The organism is Pseudosporangium ferrugineum (assembly GCF_003002065.1).
Taxonomy (GTDB): Bacteria; Actinomycetota; Actinomycetes; order Mycobacteriales; family Micromonosporaceae; genus Actinoplanes; species Actinoplanes ferrugineus_A.
Map to the genome: position 1 here is coordinate 261,244 of NZ_PVZG01000010.1, position 24,810 is coordinate 286,053.

At 72.8% G+C, this 24,810-nt stretch carries 17 protein-coding genes; 11 read left to right on the forward strand and 6 right to left on the reverse strand.

What is annotated here, in order from left to right:
• Positions 1–187 precede the first annotated feature (187 nt).
• From CLV70_RS22240 to CLV70_RS22255, 4 genes are all read left to right on the forward strand, one after another.
• Positions 188–2,542 carry a putative bifunctional diguanylate cyclase/phosphodiesterase gene (locus CLV70_RS22240; RefSeq protein WP_158277798.1) on the forward strand — a complete coding sequence of 785 codons (2,355 nt, stop codon included), beginning with the start codon at positions 188–190 and terminating at the stop codon, positions 2,540–2,542.
• A 105-nt stretch (positions 2,543–2,647) separates the two neighbouring features.
• Entirely contained in the window at positions 2,648–4,270 is a 1,623-nt protein-coding gene (locus tag CLV70_RS22245; RefSeq protein WP_106128496.1) for a methyl-accepting chemotaxis protein, read from the forward strand.
• Positions 4,271–4,432: 162 nt separating this feature from the next.
• Positions 4,433–5,338 carry a proteasome assembly chaperone family protein gene (locus tag CLV70_RS22250; protein WP_106128497.1) on the forward strand — a complete coding sequence of 302 codons (906 nt, stop codon included), beginning with the start codon at positions 4,433–4,435 and terminating at the stop codon, positions 5,336–5,338.
• Between the two features lie 114 nt (positions 5,339–5,452).
• Positions 5,453–6,994: a GAF domain-containing protein gene (locus tag CLV70_RS22255; RefSeq protein WP_170148645.1), complete on the forward strand. Its 1,542-nt coding sequence runs from the start codon at positions 5,453–5,455 to the stop codon at positions 6,992–6,994.
• Between the two features lie 6 nt (positions 6,995–7,000).
• Here the strand turns inward: CLV70_RS22255 and CLV70_RS22260 are convergent, their stop codons facing one another.
• The gene (locus CLV70_RS22260; RefSeq protein WP_106128498.1) at positions 7,001–7,783 is read right to left on the reverse strand and encodes an alpha/beta hydrolase; all 783 of its coding nucleotides are present in this window, start codon (positions 7,781–7,783) and stop codon (positions 7,001–7,003) included.
• 69 nt (positions 7,784–7,852) lie between these two features.
• Here CLV70_RS22260 and CLV70_RS22265 point away from each other — a divergent pair, with 69 nt between their 5' ends.
• Positions 7,853–8,962, forward strand: a complete 1,110-nt coding sequence (locus CLV70_RS22265) for a WD40 repeat domain-containing protein (RefSeq protein ID WP_158277799.1) — start codon at positions 7,853–7,855, stop codon at positions 8,960–8,962.
• Positions 8,963–9,033: 71 nt separating this feature from the next.
• Here the strand turns inward: CLV70_RS22265 and CLV70_RS22270 are convergent, their stop codons facing one another.
• Together CLV70_RS22270 and CLV70_RS22275 are read right to left on the reverse strand one after the other, a co-directional pair.
• The gene (locus CLV70_RS22270; RefSeq protein ID WP_106128572.1) at positions 9,034–9,507 is read right to left on the reverse strand and encodes a GNAT family N-acetyltransferase; all 474 of its coding nucleotides are present in this window, start codon (positions 9,505–9,507) and stop codon (positions 9,034–9,036) included.
• Positions 9,508–9,548: 41 nt separating this feature from the next.
• Positions 9,549–9,923 (reverse strand): ArsR/SmtB family transcription factor, encoded by a 375-nt coding sequence (locus CLV70_RS22275; RefSeq protein WP_425440193.1) that lies wholly within the window; start codon positions 9,921–9,923, stop codon positions 9,549–9,551.
• Positions 9,924–10,163: 240 nt separating this feature from the next.
• Between CLV70_RS22275 and CLV70_RS22280 the strand changes: the two genes are divergently transcribed.
• The 6 genes from CLV70_RS22280 (at position 10,164) to CLV70_RS22310 (ending at position 18,205) form a co-directional block, all read left to right on the forward strand.
• Entirely contained in the window at positions 10,164–10,808 is a 645-nt protein-coding gene (locus CLV70_RS22280) for a hypothetical protein (RefSeq protein WP_425440196.1), read from the forward strand.
• A 925-nt stretch (positions 10,809–11,733) separates the two neighbouring features.
• Positions 11,734–12,606: a TolB family protein gene (locus tag CLV70_RS22285; RefSeq protein WP_245908387.1), complete on the forward strand. Its 873-nt coding sequence runs from the start codon at positions 11,734–11,736 to the stop codon at positions 12,604–12,606.
• 260 nt (positions 12,607–12,866) lie between these two features.
• Positions 12,867–13,550 (forward strand): tRNA (guanosine(46)-N7)-methyltransferase TrmB, encoded by a 684-nt coding sequence (gene trmB, locus CLV70_RS22290; RefSeq protein WP_106128501.1) that lies wholly within the window; start codon positions 12,867–12,869, stop codon positions 13,548–13,550.
• 427 nt (positions 13,551–13,977) lie between these two features.
• Positions 13,978–16,107, forward strand: coding sequence for an ATP-binding protein (locus CLV70_RS22300; RefSeq protein WP_245908388.1), 2,130 nt, complete (start codon positions 13,978–13,980; stop codon positions 16,105–16,107).
• Between the two features lie 59 nt (positions 16,108–16,166).
• Positions 16,167–17,570: a selenium-binding protein SBP56-related protein gene (locus CLV70_RS22305; protein WP_106128502.1), complete on the forward strand. Its 1,404-nt coding sequence runs from the start codon at positions 16,167–16,169 to the stop codon at positions 17,568–17,570.
• Complete coding sequence (locus CLV70_RS22310; RefSeq protein ID WP_106128503.1) at positions 17,567–18,205, forward strand: hypothetical protein; 639 nt, start codon at positions 17,567–17,569, stop codon at positions 18,203–18,205. The genes CLV70_RS22305 and CLV70_RS22310 overlap by 4 nt, the downstream gene beginning before the upstream one ends.
• A gap of 38 nt (positions 18,206–18,243) precedes the next feature.
• On the opposite strand, the gene ggt is transcribed toward CLV70_RS22310, so the two are convergent.
• From ggt to CLV70_RS22325, 3 genes are all read right to left on the reverse strand, one after another.
• Positions 18,244–20,037: a gamma-glutamyltransferase gene (gene ggt, locus CLV70_RS22315; RefSeq protein WP_106128504.1), complete on the reverse strand. Its 1,794-nt coding sequence runs from the start codon at positions 20,035–20,037 to the stop codon at positions 18,244–18,246.
• Positions 20,038–20,148: 111 nt separating this feature from the next.
• Positions 20,149–21,648, reverse strand: a complete 1,500-nt coding sequence (locus CLV70_RS22320; protein WP_106128505.1) for an alpha/beta hydrolase — start codon at positions 21,646–21,648, stop codon at positions 20,149–20,151.
• A gap of 102 nt (positions 21,649–21,750) precedes the next feature.
• Complete coding sequence (locus CLV70_RS22325) at positions 21,751–24,810, reverse strand: M14 family metallopeptidase (protein WP_106128576.1); 3,060 nt, start codon at positions 24,808–24,810, stop codon at positions 21,751–21,753.

The following is a 24,810-nucleotide window of genomic DNA, read 5'->3' on the forward strand; positions in this document are numbered from 1 at the left end:
GTTCGCTCCAGGGGAGGAGGGGGTTCCCATTGTGCCTTGCAGATGCACGTGCATGACAGGTCTGGGGAAGATCCCACGCTCCGCAGCCACGTGGTTACGCGTACCCGGCACCCGTTCTGCTCAATCGCCTCGCAGTCCGACCGATCAGATAACCCGGAAGCTCGGTTCTCCAGGAGGGCAACGCCGGATGACGGTCGACGAACGGCAGGTGGAGCGGCTGCGCCCGACTCCGATGCTGCTGACGGCGGCCGCGGTTCTCGCCGCCTCTGTCGTCCTGTTCACCGTCAACTACGCGGAGCAGCGTACCCAGGTCGTCTGGGGCTGGATGCCGGCCATGGTGGGCACCGCGGTGGCCGGCTGGGAGTGCTGGCGTACCGCCTCGGTCCCGGATCTCGACCGGGTCACCGCGCGGGTCTGGCGCTCCTTCGCCGGCGCCAGCGTCATCCTCGTCCTGGCGATCACCGGCGACGCCCGCCACTACGTGCTCGACCCCGGGGCGCTCGGTCAGGACCACGACCTGCCCACCTCGATCGCGTACGGCGCGGCGGTGCTGCTCCTGCTCTGGGCGCTGCTGCGGCTCCCGATGAGCGGCTACCAGCGCGACCGGCTCATGCTGCGCTTCGTCCTGGACTCCGCCACGGTGACCATCACGCTCGGCGTCTTCTCGTGGTACCTGATCACCGAGGTGCTCGACGCCTGGCAGGCGGGCAGCACCCGGGCCGTGCCGATGCTGATCCTGACCGGCATGGGGCTCGTCGCCGCGCTCGCCTTCGTCAAGGTGGCGGTCAGCGGCTTCGGCGGCCTGGACCGGGTCGCGCTGCGCCTGCTCGCGCTCGCGGCGGCGATCGGCGCGGCCGGCGGCGGCCTGGTCCCGCTCTTCCTCACGCTGCACCCGGGCCTGAGCGGCTCGATGGTGTTCATCCCGGCCGCGATGCTGTGCGTCGCCCTCGCCGCGGACCGGCAGCGCCGGGCCGCCCGCGTGGAGCTCCCGCCGCGGCGTCCCCGCTCGTTCAACGCCGTGCCGTACCTCGCCGTCGCCGCCACCGACGGCCTGCTCCTGTTCGTCGCCGGCATGGCGGGCGCGGTCGTGCTGACCGTGGCCCTCGCCGCGGTCGTCCTCACCGTGCTCGTGGTGGCGCGCCAGATCAGCGCGCTGTCGGAGAACGGGCGCCTGCTGCGCCGGGTCGACGCCAACCTGCTCGAGCTGAACAGCTACCAGGATCAGCTGACCCACCGCGCCACCCACGACGACCTGACCGACCTGGCCAACCGCTCCCTGTTCGAGCAGCAGACGAGCGAGGCGCTCGCCCGGGTGAGCGGCCCGGACGGCGACGCGCCGGAGACGCTCAGCCTGGCCCTGATCGACCTCGACGACTTCAAGGCCATCAACGACCGGCTCGGCCACGCCGTCGGCGACGCGCTGCTGGTGGTGGTCGCCGACCGGCTGCGCGAGGCGGTACGCGCCGACGACATCGTGGCCCGCCTCGGCGGCGACGAGTTCGGCCTGCTGCTGAACGGGCTGCGCAGCGACGAGGCCACCGAGGTGCTGGACCGCATCGCGGAGTCGCTGACCCGCCCGGTGCACGCGCTGGGCTACGACCTGCTCGTCAAGGCCAGCATCGGCCTGGCCGAGGTGTGGCCGGAGGCCAGCCCGCAGGAGCTGCTGCGCCGCGCCGACCTGGCGATGTACGCCGCCAAGGAGCGCGGCAAGGGCCGGCACGCCGTCTACGACGCCCGGCTCGAACAGGACCAGGCCGCCGACGCCCAGCTCGGCGCCGAGCTGCGCCGGGCCCTCGACCACGGCGACTTCACCCTGGTCTACCAGCCGATCGTGGCGCTGCCCGACGGCCGGTGGACCTCGCTGGAGACGCTGGTCCGCTGGAAACACGCCGAGCGCGGCTTCATCGGCCCCGACGTGTTCATCCCGATCGCCGAGCGCACCGGCCTCATCGTGCCGCTGGGCGACTGGATCCTGCGGACCGCGCTGCGGCAGGCGGCCGACTGGCAGGAACGCTTCGGTACGGCCGCACCCGGCGAGATCGGCGTCAACGTCTCGGCGCGCCAGCTGCGCGAGCCGGGCTTCGCCGCCGACGTGCGCGCGGCCCTCGCCGACTCCGGGTTCGACCCGGAGAAGCTCGTCGTGGAGGTCACCGAGACCGCGGTCTTCGACGGCGGCGTGGCCCTGGACACCCTGCAGAACCTCGTGACGCTGGGCGTGAAGGTGGCGCTGGACGACTTCGGCACCGGGCACTCGTCGCTGGGCCTGCTGCGTACCTGCCCGGCGGACACGCTGAAGGTCGACAAGTCGTTCGTCGACGGCATCGGCGGCCGCTCGGAGGAGGCGGTGATCGCCACCGCGATGATCCAGATCACCAACGGGCTGCACCTGCAGGCCATCGCCGAGGGCGTCGAGACGGCCGAGCAGGCGGAGACGTTGTACCGGCTCGGTTACCGCTTCGCGCAGGGCTACCACTTCTCCCGGCCGCTGTCGGCGGAGCAGGTGGACGAACAGCTGCGGGCCCACCGGCCGCTGACCGTCTGAGAAGGCGATCTGGGCCATATAACCTCAGTGGAACCGAGCCGCACCCGATAGTGAGGGCCAGGGGCGATAAGGCCCGAGCCGGAACTACCGCGAGGTCACCACCAGATGCCTTCCGTCAAGAACGTCCTGTCCTTCCGCCGGCCCGCCTTTCGCAACCCCGCCCAGGCCTGGCTCGCCGACCGGTCGCTCAACACGAAGATCATGCTGATCGTGGCCACGCTGACCCTGGTCGCCGCGACCGTGGGACTGGTGGCGCTGGCCCGCCTGTCGCAGGTGAACTCCGTCGGCCAGCAGCTCTACAGCAAGAGCGTCGTCGCGTCGCAGCAGCTCGGCCTGATCACCTCCGACGTCGGCACGATCCACGCCCAGGTGCTCTCGTACGGCCAGTCGCCGACGCCGGAGATCGCGGCGAGTATCAAGCTGCTGGACGCGAAGGTCGACGCCGACAACGCCGCGTACCGGGCCAACACGGTGAACCCCAAGCTGATGGACCAGGCGATCTACCTCTGGGGCAAGTACCGGGAAGCGCGCAACGGGTTCATGAAGGAGGCGGAGGCCGGCAACGCGGCGAAGACGCTCATCGCCCGCGACGTCCTGGTGCAACCGGCGATCATCCGCGCCAAGGCCAACCTCGAGCAGCTCGCCCTGCAGGAGGACGCGGAAGCCAAGAAGGCGGTCGCCTCGGCGGCCTCGTCCTACCGGTCGGCGCGGACCTTCGTGATCGTCGTCCTGGTCGCCGGCCTGGTGATCGCCACCCTGCTGGCCCTGACCGTGGCCCGCGGCATCATCACCCGGATCAAGGGCCTGTCCGCGGTGATCGACAGCATCGCCGCCGGCGACCTGACCGGCCGGGCGGACGTCACGGCGAAGGACGAGATCGGCCGGATGGCCAAGCAGCTCGACCGCGCCACCGGCACGCTGCGCGAGACGATCTCGCGGATCACCGGCAGCAGCCACACCCTGGCCGGGTCCGCCCAGGAGATGGCCCAGGTGAGCAGCCGCATCGCGGTCAACGCCGAGCAGACCAGCTCCCGCGCCGGCCTGGTCTCGGACGCCGCCGGTACGGTCAGCAGCAACGTCGACACGGTCGCCGCCGCCAGCGAGCAGATGACCGCGTCCATCCGGGAGATCGCCACCAGCGCCGCCGACGCCGCCGGCGTGGCCCGCGGCGCCGTCGCGGTCGCCCAGTCCGCCAACACGACGGTCGCCAAGCTGGGCACGTCGTCCGCCGAGGTCGGCAACATCGTCAAGGTGATCACCTCGATCGCCGAGCAGACGAACCTGCTCGCCCTCAACGCCACCATCGAGGCCGCCCGCGCCGGCGAGATGGGCAAGGGCTTCGCCGTGGTCGCCAGCGAGGTCAAGGACCTGGCCCAGGAGACCGCGAAGGCGACCGAGGAGATCTCCAGCCGGATCCAGGCCATCCAGACGGACACCTCGGCGGCCGTCGACGCGATCGGGGAGATCGCCGCGGTCATCGAGCGGATCAACTCGTACTCGGACACCATCGCCTCGGCCGTCGAGGAGCAGACCGCCACGACCAGCGAGATCGGGCGCAGCGTCGCCGAGGCGGCGGGCGGCTCCACCGAGATCGCCCGCACCATCTCCGGGGTGGCCGAGGCCGCGCAGAGCACGAACCAGGGCGTGACCGAGTCCCGGCGTACGGCCGAGGAGCTGGCCCGGCTCGCCGAGGAGCTCCAGTCGCTCGTCGGGCAGTTCCGGGTCTGAGCACCCCCGTTCCGGCACGCCGCGGCCCGCACCGGGCCGCGGCGTCCGGCGTGCTGCGGGCGTACGGAAAGATCATGAAGGCCGGGAATGGACCCGGACGGACGGTTGTTGTTATCCGATTGCCCCGCCATTGCGGGCGTTCGTTTCGAGGAGGTCCGCAGCGTGCTCGACCCACACGGGCTCTACGAGTTGGCCGACGACCTGCCTGACCTGGACGGCGTGGTGCTCGTCCAGGCACTCACCGGGTTCGTCGACGCGGGGAGCGCCATCCAGCTCTCCCGGGAACACCTTCTGGAGCAGTTCGAGGGACGCGTCCTGGCGACGTTCGACCTCGACCAGCTGCTCGACTACCGATCGCGCCGCCCTCCGATGATCTTCGTCGAGGACCACTGGGAGAGCTACGAGCAGCCGAGCCTGGCGCTGCACCTGCTCAAGGATCTCACCGGCACCCCGTTCCTGCTGCTCGCCGGGCCCGAGCCCGACCTGCAATGGGAGCGCTTCATCGCGGCCGTGCGCACGCTCATCGACCGGTTCGGCGTGAGCCTGACCGTCGGCCTCAACGCCATCCCGATGGCGGTGCCGCACACCCGCCCGGTCAGCGTCACCGCGCACGCCACCGACCGCCGCCTGCTCGGCGAGCGCGAGTCGTGGCTGCAGCGGGTGCAGGTGCCGGCCAGCGTCGGCAACCTGCTCGAGTTCCGCCTCGGCGAGTCCGGTCACGACGCCATGGGCTACGCGGCCCACGTGCCGCACTACCTGGCCCAGGCGAGCTATCCGGCGGCTGCCGAGCTGCTCGTCGAGTCGGTCGCGAACACCACCGGCCTGGTGCTGCCCACCGCGGCGCTGCACGAGGCCGCGACCGAGATCCGCGAGGAGATCGACAAGCAGGTCGCCGACGACGAGCAGGCGGGCCGGCTGGTGACCTCCCTGGAGGCGCAGTACGACTCCTTCCTGCGGGGCCGGTCCGGCAACCTGCTCGCCGAGCCGAGCGGCGGCCTGCCGAGCGCCGAGGAACTGGGCGCCGAGCTGGAACGCTTCCTCGCCGAGCAGTCCCGCGACAACGACTGACGGACCGGGCGGCCGGTGCACGCCGGCCGCCCGGTTCCGTCAATCCGCCTCCTGCGGCGCCGCCGTTGCCCGATGATGGGTGCAGCACGGCGTGACGAGTGACAGGAGTGCCCGGTGGTCTCATTCCGATCGCGGGCGGCGGAGACGAATCCGCTGCGTCCGATCCCCCGCGACGTCGAGAGTCTCGAGAAGCTCATTCTGGACCTCGAGAACGTGACCGACGAGGAGACCGCCTGGCAGGTCACCGTGGACAGCACGGTCGACTCGCACAACTTCAGCTACGGCGCGGTCTGGCGGCCCACCGGCAACGGTCAGGTCGTCGTGCAGTACGAGACCGGCGCGATCGTGGACGACCTCCGGGCCGTGATCGCCGGCCGGCCGGTGCCGATGGACGCCGGCCTGGTCGGCCGCGCGGTCCGGACCCGGCAGCCCGTGTACGTCGGCTCGGTCGAGCAGTGCGGCGACTGCCTGCGCTGCCAGGCCGCCGCGGAGGCGGGCATGGAGGCGGCGGTCGTCACCCCGGTGCTGCGCGACGGAGAGGTCATCGCGGTGCTCGAGTACTACTCCGCGGAGCCGCTCTACATCGACGGGCCGCGCAGCGAGAAGTGGTCGACGATCGCCCGCATCGCCGAACGCGCCCGCTTCTCCGCCCTCGCCACCGCCGAGCTGCGCCAGGTGGCCGACGACCGGCTCGCGGTCACCGAGGTGGTCACGGCCCTGGGCCGTGCCAAGGACACGTCGTCCACGCTGCGCATCGCGCTCGACTCGGTGCGCACGGCGTTCGGGTGGGCGTACGGGTCGTACTGGGAGATCGACGACAACGACGACCTGCTGCGCTTCAAGGTGGAGTCCGGCTCGGCCGGCGAGGAGTTCCGCAAGGTGACCCTGGCGGCCACCTTCGCCGAGGGCGTCGGCCTGTCCGGCCGCGCCTGGCGCGCCAACGATCTGGTCTTCGTGAAGGACATCGGCGAGCTGACCGACTGCGTACGCGCCCCCGCGGCGCAGCGGGCCGGCGTCCGCTCGGGCGTCTGCCTGCCGATCAGCCGGCACGGCCGGATCGTCGGCACCATGGACTTCTTCACCACCGACCGCATCGAGCTCTCCGACTCGCGCGCCTCCGCCCTGCGCAACGTGGGCCAGCTGGTGTCGCAGCGCCTCGACATCGTCCGGGGCAACGAGGTCGCCGCGGACAACGCCCGCTCGCTGCTCGACACGGTCTCCCGGCTGCGCGCGGCGAGCGACGACGCGACCCGGGTGGCCCAGGACGCGGTGGCCCGCGCCTCCGAGATGACCCAGGAGGTCGAGGCGCTGGGCCAGGCCTCGACCGCCATCGGCGACGTCATCAAGATCATCTCGTCGATCGCCGACCAGACCAACCTGCTCGCCCTCAACGCGACGATCGAGGCCGCCCGGGCCGGCGAGGTCGGCCGCGGCTTCGCGGTGGTGGCCGGCGAGGTCAAGGACCTGGCACGGGAGACCGCCGAGGCCACCCAGCGGGTGTCGGAACAGATCAACGGCATCCAGCACAGCGCGCGTACGGTATCGAGCGGCATCATGACCACGAGCGACACGATCGGGCAGATGGACGCGGTGCAGGCCCGGATGAACGAGGTCCTCGAGGAGCAGGCCCGGATGGCGTCGGCCCTACAGTCCTGACAGCCCTCAGGTCAGCGGCAGCCAGTCCAGGACCGAGCGGATCTGGGTGTCCCAGTAGCCCCACTCGTGGTCACCGGGGCCGAACCCGGCGTCGACGTCGACGCCGTGCCGGCGGCAGGCGGCCACGAAGCGCTCGTTCTGCGCCAGCAGGTGATCCTCGGTGCCGCACCGCAGGAACAGCCGGGGCAGCACGCGCTTCTCCTCCGGAGACTTGTGCTCCACCAGGTGCACCAGGTCGTCCCCGGTGCCGGCGACCGGGCGGTCGCCGAAGACGCGGGCCACCAGCTCGGTGATGTGCGGCCGCTTGTCCCACTCGTAGAGGTGGGCCAGGTCGACGGCCCCGGACAGGCTGGCCGCGGCGGCGAACCGCTCCGGCTGCCGCAGGGCCAGCTTGAGCGCGCCGTACCCGCCCATCGACAACCCGGCGACGAAGGTGTCCTCCCGCCGGGTCGAGACCCGGAAGAACGACGAGACGAGTTCGGGCAGCTCCGCCGAGACGTACGTCCAGAACTTGTGGCCGTACCGCTCGTCGGCGTAGAAGCTGCGATGCACCTGCGGCATGACCACGGCGATCCCCTTGGCCGCGGCGTAGCGCTCGATGGAGGTGTAGCGCGTCCACGCGGTGTCGTCGTCGCTCAGCCCGTGCAGCAGATACAGCACGGGCGGCGCGGCGTCGGTGGCCTGCCCCGCGAGGCCGATCTGGGTGGCCGCCCGCTGCGGCAGCAGCACGGTCATCGAGGTGCCGAGCGCGAGAGCCTCGGAGAAGAAGTCGCAGCGGATCAGGGCCATGCCCCGAGTATCACCCGGCCGCCGATCACCGAGGCCCACGACCCGCGGCCGGGCACTACACTGCCGCGCGTGGCAGAGACGCACGCCGATGGGCGAGAGCACACTGTGGACACTCACGACGGGCAGCCGATAGGCCCGGTGACCGCGCTGGCCGCCGGCCGCTGGGCGGGGCGGCCGGTGTTCGCCTCCGGCGGCGCCGACGGGGCGGTGCGCTTCTGGGACACGGCCACGCGGCAGCCCGCCGGGCCGGCCCTGACCGCGCACACGGGCGAGGTCGATTTCGTGGCCTTCGCCGGGCCGGACCGCGACCTCCTCGTCACCGGCGGCGACGACGAGGTGCTGCGCTGGAGCCCGGGCGACGGCGCCCCGCACGCCGAACCCGTCGTCCGGTCCGGCTCCGTCATAGCGTACGGAATGACCGAGCTGGACGGCTCCGCGGTGGTGAGCGTCGGCACCCGCGACGGCTGGGTGCGGCTGTACGACGTCGCCACCGGCTCGCCGCGCGGCGAGCTGTACGCCGGCCAGGACGTCCACCTGCTGGAGGGCGCCGACATCGGCGTGCTGGACGGCCGCCTCGTCGCGCTGACCGTGGTGCACGACCGGGCCGTACCCACCAGCGCCATGCTGCCGATCGCGACGGTGTGGGACGTGGCGTCCGGCAAGCCGCTGCACGACGAGCCGTGGCGGGTGCCGGAGGAGACCGCGACCGCCTGCCGGCTCGTGACCGTGGACGGGAGGCTCATCGCGGTGACGGGGATCGACACCACCGCGCAGTACGACGTGGAGGACGAGGACGACTTCCCGTACCAGAGCGAGTTCTTCTACGAGACCGTCCTGCACTTCCGGCTGGCCGACGTGGCGCGGGACGAGGAACTGAACTACTGCACCGTCGGGGCGCCCGGGCACGCGACGGTCGCCCGCTCCGCCCGCGGGCCGGTCGTGCTGGTCGCGCTGGACTCGTCGGAGGTGGTCGCCCTCGACCCGCACCTCGGCGACAAGCCCGGCGAGTCACCGGAGTTCTGCTACACCTGGCACGGCGCGCCGGTCACCGGCGTCGCAACCGCCGAGGTGAACGGCCGGACGATCGTCGCCTCCGGCGATCGGGGCGGCAGCCTGCGCTTCTGGGACCTGGACGCGCCCGACCCGGACCGGACCCACACCATGCTCCACCAGTACTGAGGCCGCACCGGTCCGCGCGCCTGCCCACCCCGGCGGATTTTGCTGCATGCTGATCCTGGATGCTCCGGCGGTCAGCCGACGACGGGGCTGCGGCGTTCGATGAGGGTGACGTCGCGCCAGACGCCGTGATGCCGGCCGACCCGCCGGCGGGTGCCGACGGTGCGGAAGCCGCAGGCGGCGTGCAGGGCCAGGCTGGCGGTGTTCTCGGGAAAGACCCCGGACTGGATGGTCCAGATCCCGGCGGCCTCGGTGGCGGCGATCAGCTCGGTGAGCAGGATCCGGCCGACGCCGCGACCGCGGGCGCCGGGGTGGACATAGACGGAGTGCTCGACGACGCCGGCATAGACGCACCGGTCCGAGACGGCGCTGCACGCGATCCAGCCGAGCACCGCGCCGTCGCCGTCGAGGGCGACGAAGCGGTGCGCCGGAAGCCTGGAGGCGGTGAACCGGGCCCAGTCGGGTGGTTCGGTCTCGAAGGTGGCGTTGCCGGTGGCGATGCCGTGCCGGTAGATCTCCAGGACCTGCTCGGCGTGCTCGTCGCCCATCGCGGCGACGACGACCTCGGCGCCGGCGCGGCGGGCCGGGTTCACGCGTCGGCCGTGGCGGTCATGGCGGACGCGTCGAGCAGTCGCGACAGCGCGGCCAGGGCGGACGGGACGACCCGGTAGTAGACCCAGGACGCACGCCGTTCACCGGTGATCAGGCAGGCGTCGCGCAGCACCTTGAGGTGGAGCGAGATGGTCGGCGCGGTCTGGGTGAACGCGTCGAGCAGGTCGCAGACACAGACCTCGGCGCCGGCGCGGGCGGCGATCATCGACAGCAGCCGGAGCCGGACGGGGTCGCTGAGCGCCTTGAAGGTCCGGGCGAACGCGACGGCATCGGGCTCGCTGACCGGCTCGGCGACCATCGGCGCATCGCAGCAGCCCTCGCCCGGGATCACCCGCACCTCTGGATTCGACACCGGCCGAGTTTGACACCGGTCGAATCCGACGGCAAGCCGCGGATCGGATGGGCGTCTGGTCAGGTTGCGGGTCGCCGACGGGGAGCCGGGCCGGCGATCCCGGAAGCCGAGGTGGTGCGATCCGATTTGGGAGTGCTTCACGTCCTCCCCAGCCGGTTGGGAATGTCGTACCCGTCGATTAGTATGTGTGTACGAAAACAGCCTCTGAGCTGCGGGGAGATCAACGTGACCACGCCTGTTTTGTCCGGTTCGGTGCCGACCGTGCCGCCGTACGCGACGATGCTCGGCTTCACGCGCTACGTGGCGCGCACAGGCCCGGCGAAAGCGACGTTCGTGGGCGGCCTGCGCCGTCAGCGCGAGCGCCGCACCGGCTTCAACCCCCACGGCCAACTCGTCAAGGCCCTCAAGGCGGACATCGCCTTCCGCACCGGGGGCAGCTACCTGACCGGCGTCATCGACCTGGTGAAGCCGCGCTGGAAGCCGCTCTACGAGGCGGTCAGCGCCGGCGCCCTGACCTACCTGCACTCCCTCGGCGACCCCGAGACCGTGAGCCTCGCCCAGACCCGCGAGGCCCTCGCCTCGGTCGGCCCCCTGGCAGTCAAGATCAACCCCCACTTCGGCCTCCGGTACGCCGACAACCGCCGCGAAGCGGTCCGCCTCCACTTCGACGAGGAACCCCCCACCCCGGAAGCCCTGACCGCCACCCTCCACCTGATGGCCCGCCACATGGACCAGATCCTCCCCCACGCGGAACCCACCCTCGTCGACCTCCGCCGAGGCACCACCCACCGCCTCGACCCAGCCGCAAAAACCCACGACGTGGAACGCTGGCTGGCCGGCGAAGCAGCAGCCTTCACCGCAATGTGGACAGCCACAGCAGCCTGACCCCCAGCCCGCCCCGGCAGCCTGACCCCTCGCCCCGCCCCGGCCCTCACCGCCGGGGCGGGCCACACCGCCGGGGCGGGCCACACCGCCGGGGCGGGCCACACCCCGCCGACGGCCCACCACCCGGAACCACCGCCCACCGCATCGCCGCACGCCTTCTGCTCACCGCCCACCCGCGCCCAATCCCGCCCCGCGGGCAATCCCGCTTCCGGCTCACGCTGACAGCCGGAGCACCGCGCCACGCAAGCGCACCGCATCCCGCTCACCGCCCCCGAGCGATCCCGCCCCCGGCTCACCACTAACGACCAGAGCACCGCGCCACGCAGGCACGCCGCATCCCGCTCACCGCCCCCGGAACGGCTCCGCTCACCGCTGTCGGCAGCCGGAGCACCGCGCCACGCGGGCACACCGCGTACCGCTCGCCGCTCGCCGCTGAGCAGGCGACAGTCGGCCGACCGCCCGAGATCGCACGGGCGCTCCACCTCACCATCGCGGCCGGCCGGCCGGCCGGGCAGGCGGGGCGAGCCGCGCGCCCCGACCCGGCCAGCCGCACGCCCCGACCCGGCCAGCCGCGCGCCCCGACCCGGACACCGGGCGGGGAGCACCGGACGAGCACGTTGCGGCCGGTTTCCGGGCTCGCGGCGCGCCGACTTTCGGGTTGTTATCGGGGGTTTCGGGTGGTCTTCGGCGACGGGGTGGGGGCGCTTTGCCCGAACGGCTCGGAAATCTTCTGGTTTCGGAGTGGGAAGTTCTTAGGTGCAGCGCGGTTGCGACGATGCTTCGGAGGTAAGCGGGGGCTAGACGTCGGGGGGCGTAGGTCATGTCGGTGCCGGGGCGGATTGCGGGACATCTTCTGGTGGCGGCGGCGGGGGTCGCCGGGGTGAGTGTGGCCGCTCCGGCGCCCGCGGCGGCTGCGGTGCCGGGCATGCCGAGCCTGATCGCGTACGTGCGCAGCGGGGATGTGTACGTCAGCAAGGGTGCCGCCGAGACGCGGGTGACCACCGGCGGCGGGTGGTCGCGGCCGCAGTGGTCGCGGGACGGCCGGATGATCGCGCTGCTCAGGGGCGGGCAGCTGTGGACCATGAAGGCCGACGGTACGGCGAAGCGGCGGCTGACCACGCGGCCGGCCGCCGGGCCCTCGTGGTCGGCCGACGGCAGGGAGATCGCGTTCGCGTCGCTGTCGTGCTCGGGCGGGCCCGGGGTCTACACGATCTCGGCGACGGCCGTGAACGCCGTGCCCAAGGTGTTGTTCCCCGCGTACTGCCGGGACGAGGAACTGCCCGCCGAGCCCGCCGTGAAGGCCGCCGCGACCGGTTCGCTCAGTGAGCGGCTCCGGTACGACGACGCGGTCGCCTGGTCGCCGGACGGGGCGAAGGTCGCCTTCCGGGGCGGGGACTGCGAGTCGATCGCCGACGACTGCCTCAGCGTGGGCACGGTGGCGACCGGCGGCGAGAAGGCCGTGGACTCGTACGGCGGAGGCAGCCGGCAGAACTCGGGCTTCGCGGTGATCCCCAGCTGGAACCGGAGCGGGACGAAGCTGGCGTGGACGGCGTACCAGAAGGGTGAGACATCGGCCACCGACCTGCCGGTGCACGTGGTCGAGTACGACACGGCGACCGGGGCGAAGCGCACGGTGGGCGCGAGCCAGGACCGCGAACTGGCCTACGTCGACACGACCCGCGCGGTCGTGACCGGCACCTACAAGGCCGGCTCGTGGATCATGATCGTGAACCTGGGCACCGGCGCCCGGACGCCGTTCCGCCAGGGCTCGCAGCCCAGCGTCCAGCCCATCCGCTGACCGCGCCACGCAGAGCACGAGGGATCGGGCGAGCAGGAAAACCGGAACGAGGCGGAAGCGCCGGGCGCAGGGGCGCCCGGCCCTTGGCCGTCAGGATGCGGAAGCGTCCGGCCGCTCGCCGTGAGGATGCGAGAGCGCCCGGCCGCTCGCCCATCCGGCCCGGGGGTGGGCGGCCCGTCGCACGTCCGAGGGTGGGGGTGGCCGGCCCTTCGGGCGGCGGGGGGAGGGGGTCTGGGGTGGTGCGTATCGTGGGGGGCCTGATGAGCGACACGACCGAGCGGGCCATCCGGACCTTTCATCCCCGGCGGGGCCGGATGAGTAACCGGCATGCCGATGCCTTCGCCGAGTTGTGGCCGCGGCTGGGGCTCACCGTCGTCGACGGGGACCGGACGCCGATCGATCTGCGGGAGTTGTTCGGGCGCGATGCTCCGCGCGTACTGGAAATCGGTTTCGGGATGGGTGAGACCACCGCGGCGATGGCCGCGGCCGATCCGGGGCGGGATTATCTCGGGGTCGAGGTGCACACGCCGGGCATCGGGAATCTGCTCGCGCTCGTCGGGGAGGCCGGCCTTTCCAATGTACGGGTGGCGCACGGCGACGCGATGGAGCTGGTGCGGCGGCTCCCGCCCGGCAGCCTCGACGCCGTCCACTCGTTCTTTCCCGATCCGTGGCCGAAGGCGCGGCACCACAAGCGGCGGCTCGTGCAGCCCGCGCACGTGGCCCTGCTGCGGGAGCGGCTGCGGCCCGGCGGCACGCTGCACTGCGCGACCGACTGGGCGCACTACGCGGAGGCGATGGCCGCAACGCTGGACGGCGACCCCGGGCTGGTCGACGCGCACGGCGGGTACGCGCCCCGGCCGGACCATCGGCCCGTGACGAAGTTCGAGCTGCGGGGCGTGCGGGCCGGGCGGGAGATCTTCGACCTGATCTACCGGCGACGCTGAACCGTTTTACCCGCTTTATCGCTTTCGCCGCCGTAGGCTGGGGTGCGGAGGTCGGAGCATGCCGCGAAGTGATCTTGGCCTCGAACGCCGGACCGAACGCACCACCGGCCGCCGCACGCCACCCGGCCCGGAGCCGGAAACCGGCCCCGGGCTGCCGGCCACCCCCACAACGCTGTCCGGCCCCGCGACGCCGGCCGCCCTCACAACGCCAGCCGCCCCCGCAACGCCGACCACCCCCGCAACGCCGACCACCCCCGCAACGCCGACCACCCCCGCAACGCCGACCACCCCCGCAACCCCGGCCACCGCCGCAACGCCAGCCGCCCTCACAACGCCGACCACCCCCGCAACGCGTTCCGGCCCGGCAGCCGATAGGGCGGCCGCGGCCGACGACACGCCCGCCGACGACACGCGGGCCGGTGCGAAGGTGGCCGGCAGCGCGACGGCCTCGGCCGTGGAGGCGCCCTGGATGACCGGCGTCGACGGCCGGGCGGACGCCGGACCCCGCGTCGCCGCCCTCGACCGCAGCGCCCTGACCACCGGCGCCGCCGACCAGGTCGCGGCGCTGATCGCCCGGGCGACCGGCTCGAGCTGCGGGCTGGTGCACTTCGTCGACGGCGACCGTCTCGTGCTCTACGGCGGCCACGGGCTGCGGTCGCTGCGGGAGGAGTACGCCGACATCCCCATCGCCCGCACCCTCGGCGGCCTGGTCGTCGAGGCCGACGCGGAGGTGGCGGTGGAGGATCTGACGGCCGACGAGCGGGTCCCCGGCACCTCGCCGATCCGGCGGCACGGCGTGCGCGGGGCGTACCTGGGCCGGCCGATCCGCGACGAGCAGGGCGCGATCCTGGGGGTGTGCTGCGCCGTCGCGACCCGGCCCCGGACGTGGACCGCGGAGGATCGCGCCGCCGTCGCCGAGGCGGCCCAGGTGGGGACGCTGCTGATCACCGAGCAGCTGGCCCGGCACGAGGTGGACCGGCAGCGGCGGTTCCTCGACGCCGTGCTGGACAGCCTGCACGACGGTGTCACGGCCTGCGACGCGAACGGGCGGATCGTGCTGGTCAACTCCCGGATGCAGGCGTTGTGGGGTGCGGCGCGGATACCCGGGGAACTCGACGACGGGAACGCCATTCCGGGGCTCACCGACGGTCACGGCGATCCGGTCAGGCCGGACGACATCTCGCTGTACCGGGCGCTGCGCGGCGAGCGGGTACGCGACCACGAGCTGGTCCTGTCCCGCCGCGGCAGCCGGACGCGCTACTACGTCGTGGACGCGACGCCGATCGTCGGGCCGGACGGGCGTACGGTCGGCGCGGTCCAGGCGGTGCAGGACGTGACCCGGCGCAAACGGGCGGAGCGGTTCCGTACGTGCCAGCTGAACGTCATCACGGCGCTGGCCGAGGCACCCAGCGTGGAGGCCGCCGGCCCGCGCATCCTCGAAGCCATCGTCAGCACCCTCGGCTGGACGCACGCCGAGCTGTGGCTGGTGGACGAGTCGGCCGGGGTGGTGCGGCCGGCGGCCCGGTGGAGCATCCCGGGGTGGGACGCGCGCATCGAGATACCGGGCGAGCTCCCGTACGGCACGGGCCTGGCCGGCCGGGCCTGGCTGGCCGGCAAGCCGCTGTGGATCCGCGACGTCGGCCTGCCGCAGAGCCTGATCTCCCCCGCGACCGCCGAGGGCTCGCAGCTGCACGCCGCCCTGGCCATCCCGGTGCGGCACGGCCTGGAGACCGTCGCCGTCCTCACGGTCTTCGCCGACACCCCGGAGGGCCCGGACGACGAGCTGGTGGCGCTGATGTCCGGGTTGGCCGCGCACATCGGCCAGTTCGTGGAGCGCCGCATGGTCGAGGACCTGCAACGTCAGCTGACCCGGACCAAGAACGAGTATCTGGCGCTGATCGGGCACGAGCTGCGCACGCCGCTGACGTCGATCGGGGCGTACACGGAGCTGTTGCGGGAGGCGGACGAGAAGACGCTGGTCCAGGACGGCCCGGCGATGCTGGAGGTGATCGACCGCAACACCACCCAGCTGCGGCACATCATCAGCGAGCTGCTGGAGCTGTCCGCGCTGGACACCGGGCACGCCTCCGTGCAGCTGGCGCCGCTGGACCTCGCCGAGCTGGTGCGCGAGGCGGTGGCGGCGACCCGCACGGCCGTGGCGGACGAACCGCTCACGATCGAGGCGGATCTGCCGGAGCATCTCGTCCTGCCCGGCGACCGCCGCCGGCTGCGGCAGGTCGTCGACAACCTGCTCGGGAACGCGGTCAAGTACAGCCCGGACGGCGGGCGGGTCGCGGTCACCCTGCGCGCCGACGGCCGCGCGGCCGAGCTGTCCGTGTCCGACACCGGCATCGGGGTCGCGCCGGAGGAGCGGGAGAAGATGTTCGCCGGGCTCTACCGGACGAGCCGGGCCCGGGACCGGGCGATCCCCGGTTCGGGGCTGGGCCTGACGCTGAGCCGGGCGGTGGTGCAGCGGCATCACGGCAGCATCCAGCTGACCGGGCACGACGGTCCGGGCACGACGGTGCTCGTTCGGCTACCGCTCGACGAGCGTTGACAACCTGTTGACGGTTGTGACCCTGTTCACAGCCCCGTGCCGCGGCAAGGATGAGGGTCATGACCCGCTGGACTCCTGACCCGACGTTCTATCCCTCCCCCCGGGACGCCCTGGCCGCGCCCGCCGAGCAGCTCGCCTACGTCGCGGCCTTCGACCGCTCCGCGACGAGACCCGACGCGATCGTCGTGCTGGACACCGATCCCGCTTCCGGGGCGTACGGGAAGGTCGTGGGCTGGACCGATCTTCCGCACACCGGCGACGAGCTCCATCACTTCGGCTGGAACGCGTGCAGCAGCGCGTTGTGCCCGACCGCACCGCATCCGCACGTGGAACGGCGCTACCTGATCGTGCCGGGGCTGCGTTCGTCGCGGCTCTACGTGCTCGACACCAAGGACGATCCGCGCAGCCCGAAGCTGGTCAAGGAGATCCCCGCCGAGGAGCTGGCCGGCAAGGCGGGGTATTCGCGGCCGCACACCGTCCACTGCGGCCCGGACGGCATCTACGTGTCGGCGCTCGGCGGCGCCTCCGCCGAGGGGCCGGGCGGCATCGCGGTGCTCGATCACACCACGTTCGACGTGCGGGGGGCCTGGGAGCACGACCGGGGGGACCAGTTTTTCGCGTACGACTTCTGGTGGCACCTGACCCGCGACGTGCTGGTGTCCTCCGAGTGGGGCACGCCGTCGATGATCGAGAACGGGATCGATCCCGAGTTGCTCGTCGGCCGCCGGTACGGCCACCGCCTGCACTTCTGGGACCTGGCCAAGCGCACCCTGGTGCAGACCGTCGACCTCGGCGACCAGTACCAGATGCCGCTCGAGCTGCGCCCGGCCCACGACCCGCGCCGGGAGTACGGCTTCGTCTGCGTCGTCACCAGCGTCGAGGACCTGTCCGCGTCCGTGTGGGTGTGGCACCGGGAGAACGGGCAGTTCGCCGTCACGAAGGTGATCGACATCCCCGCCGAGCCGGCCGCCGCCGCGGACCTGCCCCCGGCGCTGCAGCCGTTCGGCGCGGTGCCGCCGCTGATCACCGACATCGACCTGTCCGTGGACGACCGCTTCCTCTACGTCTCCTGCTGGGGTACGGGCGAACTCAAGCAGTTCGACGTCTCCGACCCGTTCCACCCCCGCGAGACCGGCTCGATCCGGCTCGGCGGCGTCACCGGCCGCGTGGCCCACCCCGCCTCCCCCACCGAACGCCTGGCCGGCGGCCCGCAGATGGTGGAGATCTCCCGCGACGGCAGCCGCGTCTACGTGACGAACTCGCTCTACGGCTCCTGGGACGACCAGTTCTACCCGGACGGCGTCGGCGCCTGGATGGCGAAGATCGACGTGGACGCCGGGGCCGGCGGGATGACCCTCGACGAGCGCTTCTTCCCGCACGGCGACGACTTCCGGGGGCTGCGGGTGCACCAGACCCGGCTGCAGGGTGGCGACGCGTCGTCCGACTCGTACTGCTTCCCGTGACCGGTGGCCAGCTGGCCGCGCTCGCCGCGCTGGGCGCCTTCCACGGCCTGAACCCCGCGATGGGCTGGCTCTTCGCGGTGGCGCGGGGCATGCAGGAACGCAGCCGTACGGTGCTGCTCGCGTCGCTGCCCCCGATCGCCGCCGGGCATCTCGCCTCGGTGGCGATCGTGGCGGCCGTGGTCTCGGCGACCGAGTCGGCCGTGGCCGGCAACACCGTGGCGATCGCAGGCGGGGTGGTCCTGGTCGGCTTCGGCCTGTGGCGGCTGCTGTCCGCCCGGCACTTCCGGTGGGCGGGCATGCGGCTGTCGCAGCCTCAGCTCGCCGGCTGGTCGTTCCTGATGTCCTCGGCGCACGGCGCCGGCCTGATGCTGCTCCCGGTGCTGGCGACGACCCGGTCCGGCACGGGGCCGCACATGGCGCACGCCGTGGCCGCGGCGCCGTCCGGCGCCCTCACCGGCCTGCTGGCCGCCGGGGCGCACACCGTGGCGATGTTCGCGGTGATGGGGGCGTGCGCGGTGATCGTGTACGAGTTCGTCGGGCTGAGCGTGCTGCGCCGGGCCTGGTTCAACGTGGACAGGCTCTGGGCGGCGGTGCTGGTCGCCGCCGGCGCGCTGACCATCGCACTGACCGCCTGAGGGAGGGCGGGCCGGGTGGCTCGCCCTCCCCGCGGGTCTCAGCGGCGCGGCACCACGACCGCCGCCGATCCGCCGCCGCGGCGGGCGGGTTCCGCGGTGGCGATCAGGCCGCCGTACGGGGTGAACTCGATCGCCGTGGCCGCACCCAGCTCCACCACGTCCGGACCGAACGTGTGACCGAGCGCTTCGAGGGCCGGACCGTACCGCTGGTGGAACGCCGGCTCGGCCTGGATGCCCGGGCTGTTGCGCTGCGAGGCGCGCGGTGCCGCCATCGCCTCCGGCAGGGTCATGCCCAGGTCGACCCGGTTGATCAGCACCTGGAGGACCGTGGTGATGATCGTCGCGCCGCCCGGGGAGCCCAGGGCCAGGAACGGCTTGCCGTGCTTCAGGACGATCGTCGGGGCCATCGAGCTGCGCGGGCGCTTGCCGGGGCCGGGCAGGTTGGGGTCCGGCGCCGTGCCCTGCGTACCGACGAAGTTGAAGTCCGTCATCTCGTTGTTGAGCAGGAAGCCGCGGCCGGGCACGACCATCGCGTTGCCGCCGGTCTGCTCGATCGTCAGGGTGTACTCGACGACGTTGCCCCAGCGGTCGGCCACGGTGAGGTTGGTGGTGCTCTGGCCCTGCTCGACCGGGCCCCCGACCGGCGCCGGGGTGCAGCCGCTCGCGTTGATGTCACCGGGCGGCACCGGCTTGGTCAACGCCCGCGCGGGGTTGATCTGGCAGGCCCGCTGGGCCGCCCAGCCGTCGCTGATCAGCTTGTCCAGCACCGGCTGCGGCGTGTACGCCCCCACGTAACGGTTGCGGTCCGCGAAGGTGAGCGCGGTGGACTCGGCGTACTGATGCAGGGCCTGGGTGATCGTGGCCTTGGACAGGTCGGTCCGCTCGAGGATGTTGAGGGCCTCGCCCACCGCCGTGCCGCCGCTGGACGGGGTGGACATGCCGTAGACGGTCAGCCCGCGGTAGCCGGACTTCGTCGGTGCCGGGTAGCGCACCCGGTAGTTCCTCAGGTCCGACATCCGAAGATCCCCGGGCCGGATCGGGTACGCCCAGACGCCCGTGGGGTCGTCCGCGACGGGCGGGTGCTGGACCGTACGCACGATGTCCGCACCGACCGCGCCGCGGTAGAAGACGCCCGTGCCGCGCGTGGCGATGAGCCGGTACGTGTCCGCGAGGTCGCGGTTGCGCAGGGTCGTGCCGACCGCGGGCGGGGCGCCGCCGGGCAGGTACAGCTCCCGGGTGGAGTCGAACTGGCCGAACGCGGCGGCGTTGTCGGCGACCTGCTGGCGGAAGGTGGCGTCGACCGGGAAGCCCTGGTCGGCGACCCGGGCGGCCGGCAGCAGCAGGCTGCTCAGCGACCGGGTGCCCCACTTCTTCGCCGCGGCCTCCCAGGTGGCCAGCGTGCCCGGGGTGCCGACGGACAGCCCGCTGACCCGCGCCTCCGGGAAGTCGTACGGCAGCTTGTCGGCCGGGTCGACGAAGATGTCCTCGGTCATCGTGGCCGGCCCGGACTCGCGGCCGTCGATGGTGCTGACCGTGCCGCGCCGGGCGTCGTAGTACACGAGGAACCCGCCGCCACCGATGCCCGCCGAGAACGGCTCGGTGACGCCGAGGGTGGCGGCGGCGGCCACCGCGGCGTCGACGGCGTTACCGCCCCGGCGCAGCACGTCCAGCCCGACCGCGGTGGCGGTCGCGTCGACCGTGGAGACCGCGCCACCGAACCCCACCGCCGTGGGTCCGCCGTTGCGGGTATGGGCGTTCGCGCCGGTGGGCGCGACGGTGACGGTCGTCAGGGCGAGGGTGGCGGTGGTGGCTAGCGCGAGAGTGAACCTCATCGTGCCTCCGGCGCGATAGAGAGAGTGTGGACGATCCCTCTCTGCCTACCGGCCCCGGCCACCGGACACAACCCGGGACACGCGCCTCACCCGCGGTGATCGGCGCCGAAGTCAGCCGGGCTGACGATATCCCGCGGGCCGCCCCGGGCGCTTGCCCACGCCGCCGGGCGCTGGCTCGACGCCGGGGCAGGACGTGCCGGCCGCGGGTGGGCGTACGGTCAGCAGGTATTGATCCACCGCCGCGGTCACGCAGGCGCTGCGCCCGTAGACGGCGTGCCCCCACCCGTCGTAGGTGACGAGCGTCGCCGCCGGCCCGAGCTGGGCCGCCACGGTGCGGGCCCACGCGTACGGGGTGGCCGGGTCGTGGCGCGCGTTGATCAGCAGCACCGGGCCGGTCCGGGCCGGCGCCGGCACCCGCTGCGGGTTGTCCGGCGGCAGCGGCCAGCCCAGGCACCCGGTGACCGAGGCCAGCGCCAGCGGCGACACGGGCATGTCCGGGTTGTCGCGGGCCAGCGCCGCGAGACGGTCGCGCAGGTCCGGCCAGCCCGCCACCGGCATCGACCAGTCGTCGCAGAAGACCGCCGGGAAGCTGTGCTCGACCTCGGTGAGGTCGCGGCGGACGCGGCGGGCCGCCGGGGCGGACGCCTCCTTCAGATAGATGGCGAGCGAGTGCCACTGCGGGCCGTAGAACGAACCGAAGGCGACCCCGAGCAGGTCGTGCGGGCTCATCCGGCGGGCCGGGTCGTACGGGTCGCGCAACGTCCCGCGCCGCGCCCGGTCGAGCAACCCCGCCCAGATCCGGCGGACGTCCCGGCCGTGCAGCGCGCACGCGGTGCGGCGGGCGCACCAGCGCACGAACTCGTCGAAGGAGTCCTGCGCCGCCCGGGTCTCGGCCTCCAGGAACGCTCCGGTGTCGCCGCTGTGGTCCATCACGCTGTCGAGGACCAGGGCGCGGACCCGGTGCGGGTACCGCTCGGCGTACTGCGCGCCCAGGAGGGTGCCGTACGAGACGCCGTAGAAGCTGATGCGCTCCTCGCCGAGCGCCGCGCGGACGGCGTCCATGTCCCGTGCCACGGTGAGCGTGTCGGCGTGGCCGAAGACGGCTCCGGAACGCCTGGCGCAGTCGGCGGCGAGCCTGCGGTTGTAGGCGATCGTGGCGGCGTACGCGCCGGCGCTGTCCACCGGCACGGACGGCCCGGCGGCGAGCAGCGACGCCGAGCACCGCACGGGGTTGCTGCGGGACACGCCGCGCGGGTCGAAGCCGACGATGTCGAAGCGGCTGCGCAGCCGCGCGCTGAGGAACCAGGGGCTGTCGAGCGCGAAGTCCACCCCGGAGCCGCCGGGACCGCCGGGGTTGACCAGCAGGGCGCCGATCCGGTGCCGCGGGTCGGTGGCCGGGCGACGGGCGACGGCGATGCTCAGCGAGGGCCCGTACGGGTCCGCGCGGTCGGCCGGCACCCGCACGGTGGTGCACTGCGCGGTCCGGTCCTCGGCGCAGGGCTTCCAGCCGGGTCCGCGGTCACGGGCGGCGTGGGCGGGACCGGCCACCGTCCCCGCCGCCGTGAGGACGGCCAGGACCACGGCCAGGATCGGCCGGTTGGTTGCTCGCACCGCGTCGTCACTCCGCCCTGCACAGCAGAGCGCCGCGCGCCTCATGTCTAGACGAAGCGCGCGGCGCAATCCACCGAAATGGGGACTTAAGCCCCGAAAGGACTAAACTCCGAGGTGCTTCAGGGCCCGCTTCATGAACGCGTCCCGTTCCGCGGCGGTCAGCGTCTCCAGGCCGAAGCCGGCGTAGACGCTGTCCTTGGTGGTGACCGCCGCACCCGCGTCGAACGCGAGCTGGCTACGCGTCCAGTCGGAGGTGTTGGGCCCGGAACCGGGCGGCGGGCCGGCGACCGTCCAGCCGCCGAGGTCGCTCTCGAACGAGGTCTGCTGTCCGGCCGTGCCGCCGGTCTCCACCCGGACGTCGTCCAGGAAGACCCCGAGGCCCTGCGTGCCCCAGTCGGACACGTAGCTGATCGAGACCTCGACCTGCTTGCCCGCGTACGCGGACAGATCGGCGTCGAACTCCTTCCAGCCGCCGCTGTTGCCGGTGGCCGCGTTCCACGTGCCGGTGGTGCCCGTCGGCGAGCAGTCCGCGCCCTGGTAGTGCGCGAGGAACGGGTGCAGGTCGACGATCCCCGACGCGCAGCTGTCGCCGGTGACGGTCGTGGTGAGCCCGTTGGCGTCCGGCAGGGTCGTCCAGTCGTCGGTGCCCACCGGGTGCGCCTCGACGGTGAAGAAGTCCCACTCGTTCTCCGTGTCGAACGAGGTGCGGAACTTCAGCCGCGCGGCCTGCGCGCCGGTCAGATCGATCGTCTTGGTGAGCCGCTTGTACGACGCGTCCGACTGCCCGCTCCACAGATACCAGGCACCGTCGTACGGGTCGTACGGCGCGGCGCCCGGCAGCTTCCAGTCGAGCGGTGCCGCCGAGTCCGCGAACTGCGGGAACTGCTTCGGCGGCAGGAAGCTCGAGGTGGCCAGCAGGGACGCGGTGTGGCCAGCGCCCGGCGTGGCCGTGTAGCCCTTGAACGCGCCCGCCTCGCCGATCAGCGGCAGCGGCTTGCCGTCGGCTCCGGTGCCGCCCTCGTCGACGTACGAGTACGCCCCCAGCCAGTACTGCTGGAAGTCGTTGAACAGTTGCAGACACGCCGGGTTCTGCGGGTCGGTGCACTCCCCCGGCCCCTCCGGCAGGTAGCTGAACGCGCCGTTGGCGCCCTGCGCGTACCCCGCGTTCTTGCCGCTGAGCAGCAGCTTGCCACCCTCGTTGAGGTAGTCGCGGACGGCGAGCTCGGTCTCCAGGGCGTTGCGGGCCACGGTGCCGGACGGCTGCCCGGACGCGCGCGGGATGATGTCGTCGCCCGTCTCCCACACCACCGCGCGGTAGTGCGACAGCACCCCGAGCGGGTGCGGCGCGACCCGGCCGCGGGTGTCCAGGTCGTAGACGTCCGCCGTACGGCCCGCCTTGCGCAGCGACGCCACGTGCTCGTCGGCGTACCGGGCGCTGGTCGCGCCGTCGGTGGCCGCGGGCGAGACGCCGGTGACGTCCTCCGCCGCGATGACCAGCACGTCACCGCCGATCTTGTCGGCCACGGTGTAGGTGAAGTTCGCCGAGGTGATCGAGGCCTTGCCCTTGCGGGCGGTGAACCAGACCTTGACCTTGTCGCCGGGCCGGGCCCGGGGCACGGTGCCCCGCCGCTCGGCGAAGTAGCGGTCGAGGACGTCGCCGTAGCGCTCGCCGCCGCGCCACTCGGACGTCGGGGCCGTCCGCGCGCGCCCGCCGTTGATCGAGTAGTGCAGGGTGACGGCGTGCAGGCTGCGCCGGGCCGTCACGGCGACCTGCTGGCGGGAGCCGTACGAGACCCCGAAGCTGTCCACCGCCAGGTCGGTCGTGCTGCGGCCGACCGACGACACCGGGTTCGCCGGGTCCTTCGCGGACTGCGCGACCGAGAGCGCGAACGGCAGGTTCTTGACGAACTCGTCCTGGACCAGCTTCTCGTCGTCCGGGAAGTTGAAGCCGCTCTCGCAGTCGGCCGGGTCCCACTGGTCGTCGGGGTCCAGCCCGGAGATGGTCGCGCAGGTGCTCATCTCCGGCGTGAAGCCGATCGCCCCGGTGCGCACCTGGGCGTGGTAGTCGGTGTCGCCGTTGGTGGTGTAGAGCTCGGCCGAGATGTCCGGGTCGTAGCCGGGCACCGCCGGGTGGGCGTCGTCGCCGACCAGGGCCACCGCGATCTGGTCGTCCGGGCTCGGCGTGCTCACCTGCCAGCCGATGCCGTAGAGCAGCAGCTCGGCGGCCGAGTGGTAGTTGATCAGGAACTCGAAGCCGACCCGCTTGGTGAAGGCGTCGATGGCCTTGGTCTCGGGTTCGGAGTTCGGCCCGGTGCCGCGGTAGGTCTCGCTGGCCGGGTCGGGCGACGATCCCTCGTTGTCGTAGCCCCACTTCTCCGCGAAGTTGCGGTTGAGGTCGACGCCGTCGCCCGCGGTGATCTGCCCGTCGCCGTTGTTGTCGCGCAGGTTCTTGCGCCAGAGGCGGTTGCCCTCGGTGAACGTGAAGTCGTAGCCGTCCGGGTTGGCGACCGGCAGGAACCACAGCTCGGTGCTGTTCAGCAGCTTGGTGATGGTCGCGTCGGTGCCGTAGCTGTCGAGCACGTGGTGCAGCAGCCGGCGGTTCATCTCCGGCGTGATCCACTCACGGGCGTGCTGGCCGCCCATGTAGAGCACCGCCGGGCGGCGCCCGTCCGGCACCAGGCGCGCGTCGCGGGTCACCTTCACGGCCTGGATCGGTACGCCCTTGAGCGACGTGCCGATCGTCACGAGCTTGGCGAGCCGCGGGTGGCTCGCGGCCGTGGCGGCCAGTTCCTCGCGGAGGCCGCCCTTCGGCGCGTACTGCCGGAAGACCGTGGGCGCCGCGGCGGCCTCGGCCCGCATCCGGGCGGTGCTGCGCTTCGGCGACAGCGGTACGCCGGCCGCGATGAGCCGGTCCGCCTGGCGCCGGCCGAGAATGGTCTCGACGGCGATCTTGCCGTTCGCGGCCGCGGTGGCCGCACTCTCGTCGTGGTCGAGTCCGACGGCGCGCAGGCGTTGGAGCTGCGCGGCGTCAAGGGTGCCGACGTACACCGCGAGGGTGTCGTCGGAGGGAGCCGCGGCGGCCGGCGCGATCCCCGGCAGCACCGCGGCGGTCGCGGTCGCAAGGGAGAGCACGCAGGCGGTCGCCCAGCGGGCTGGTTTCAT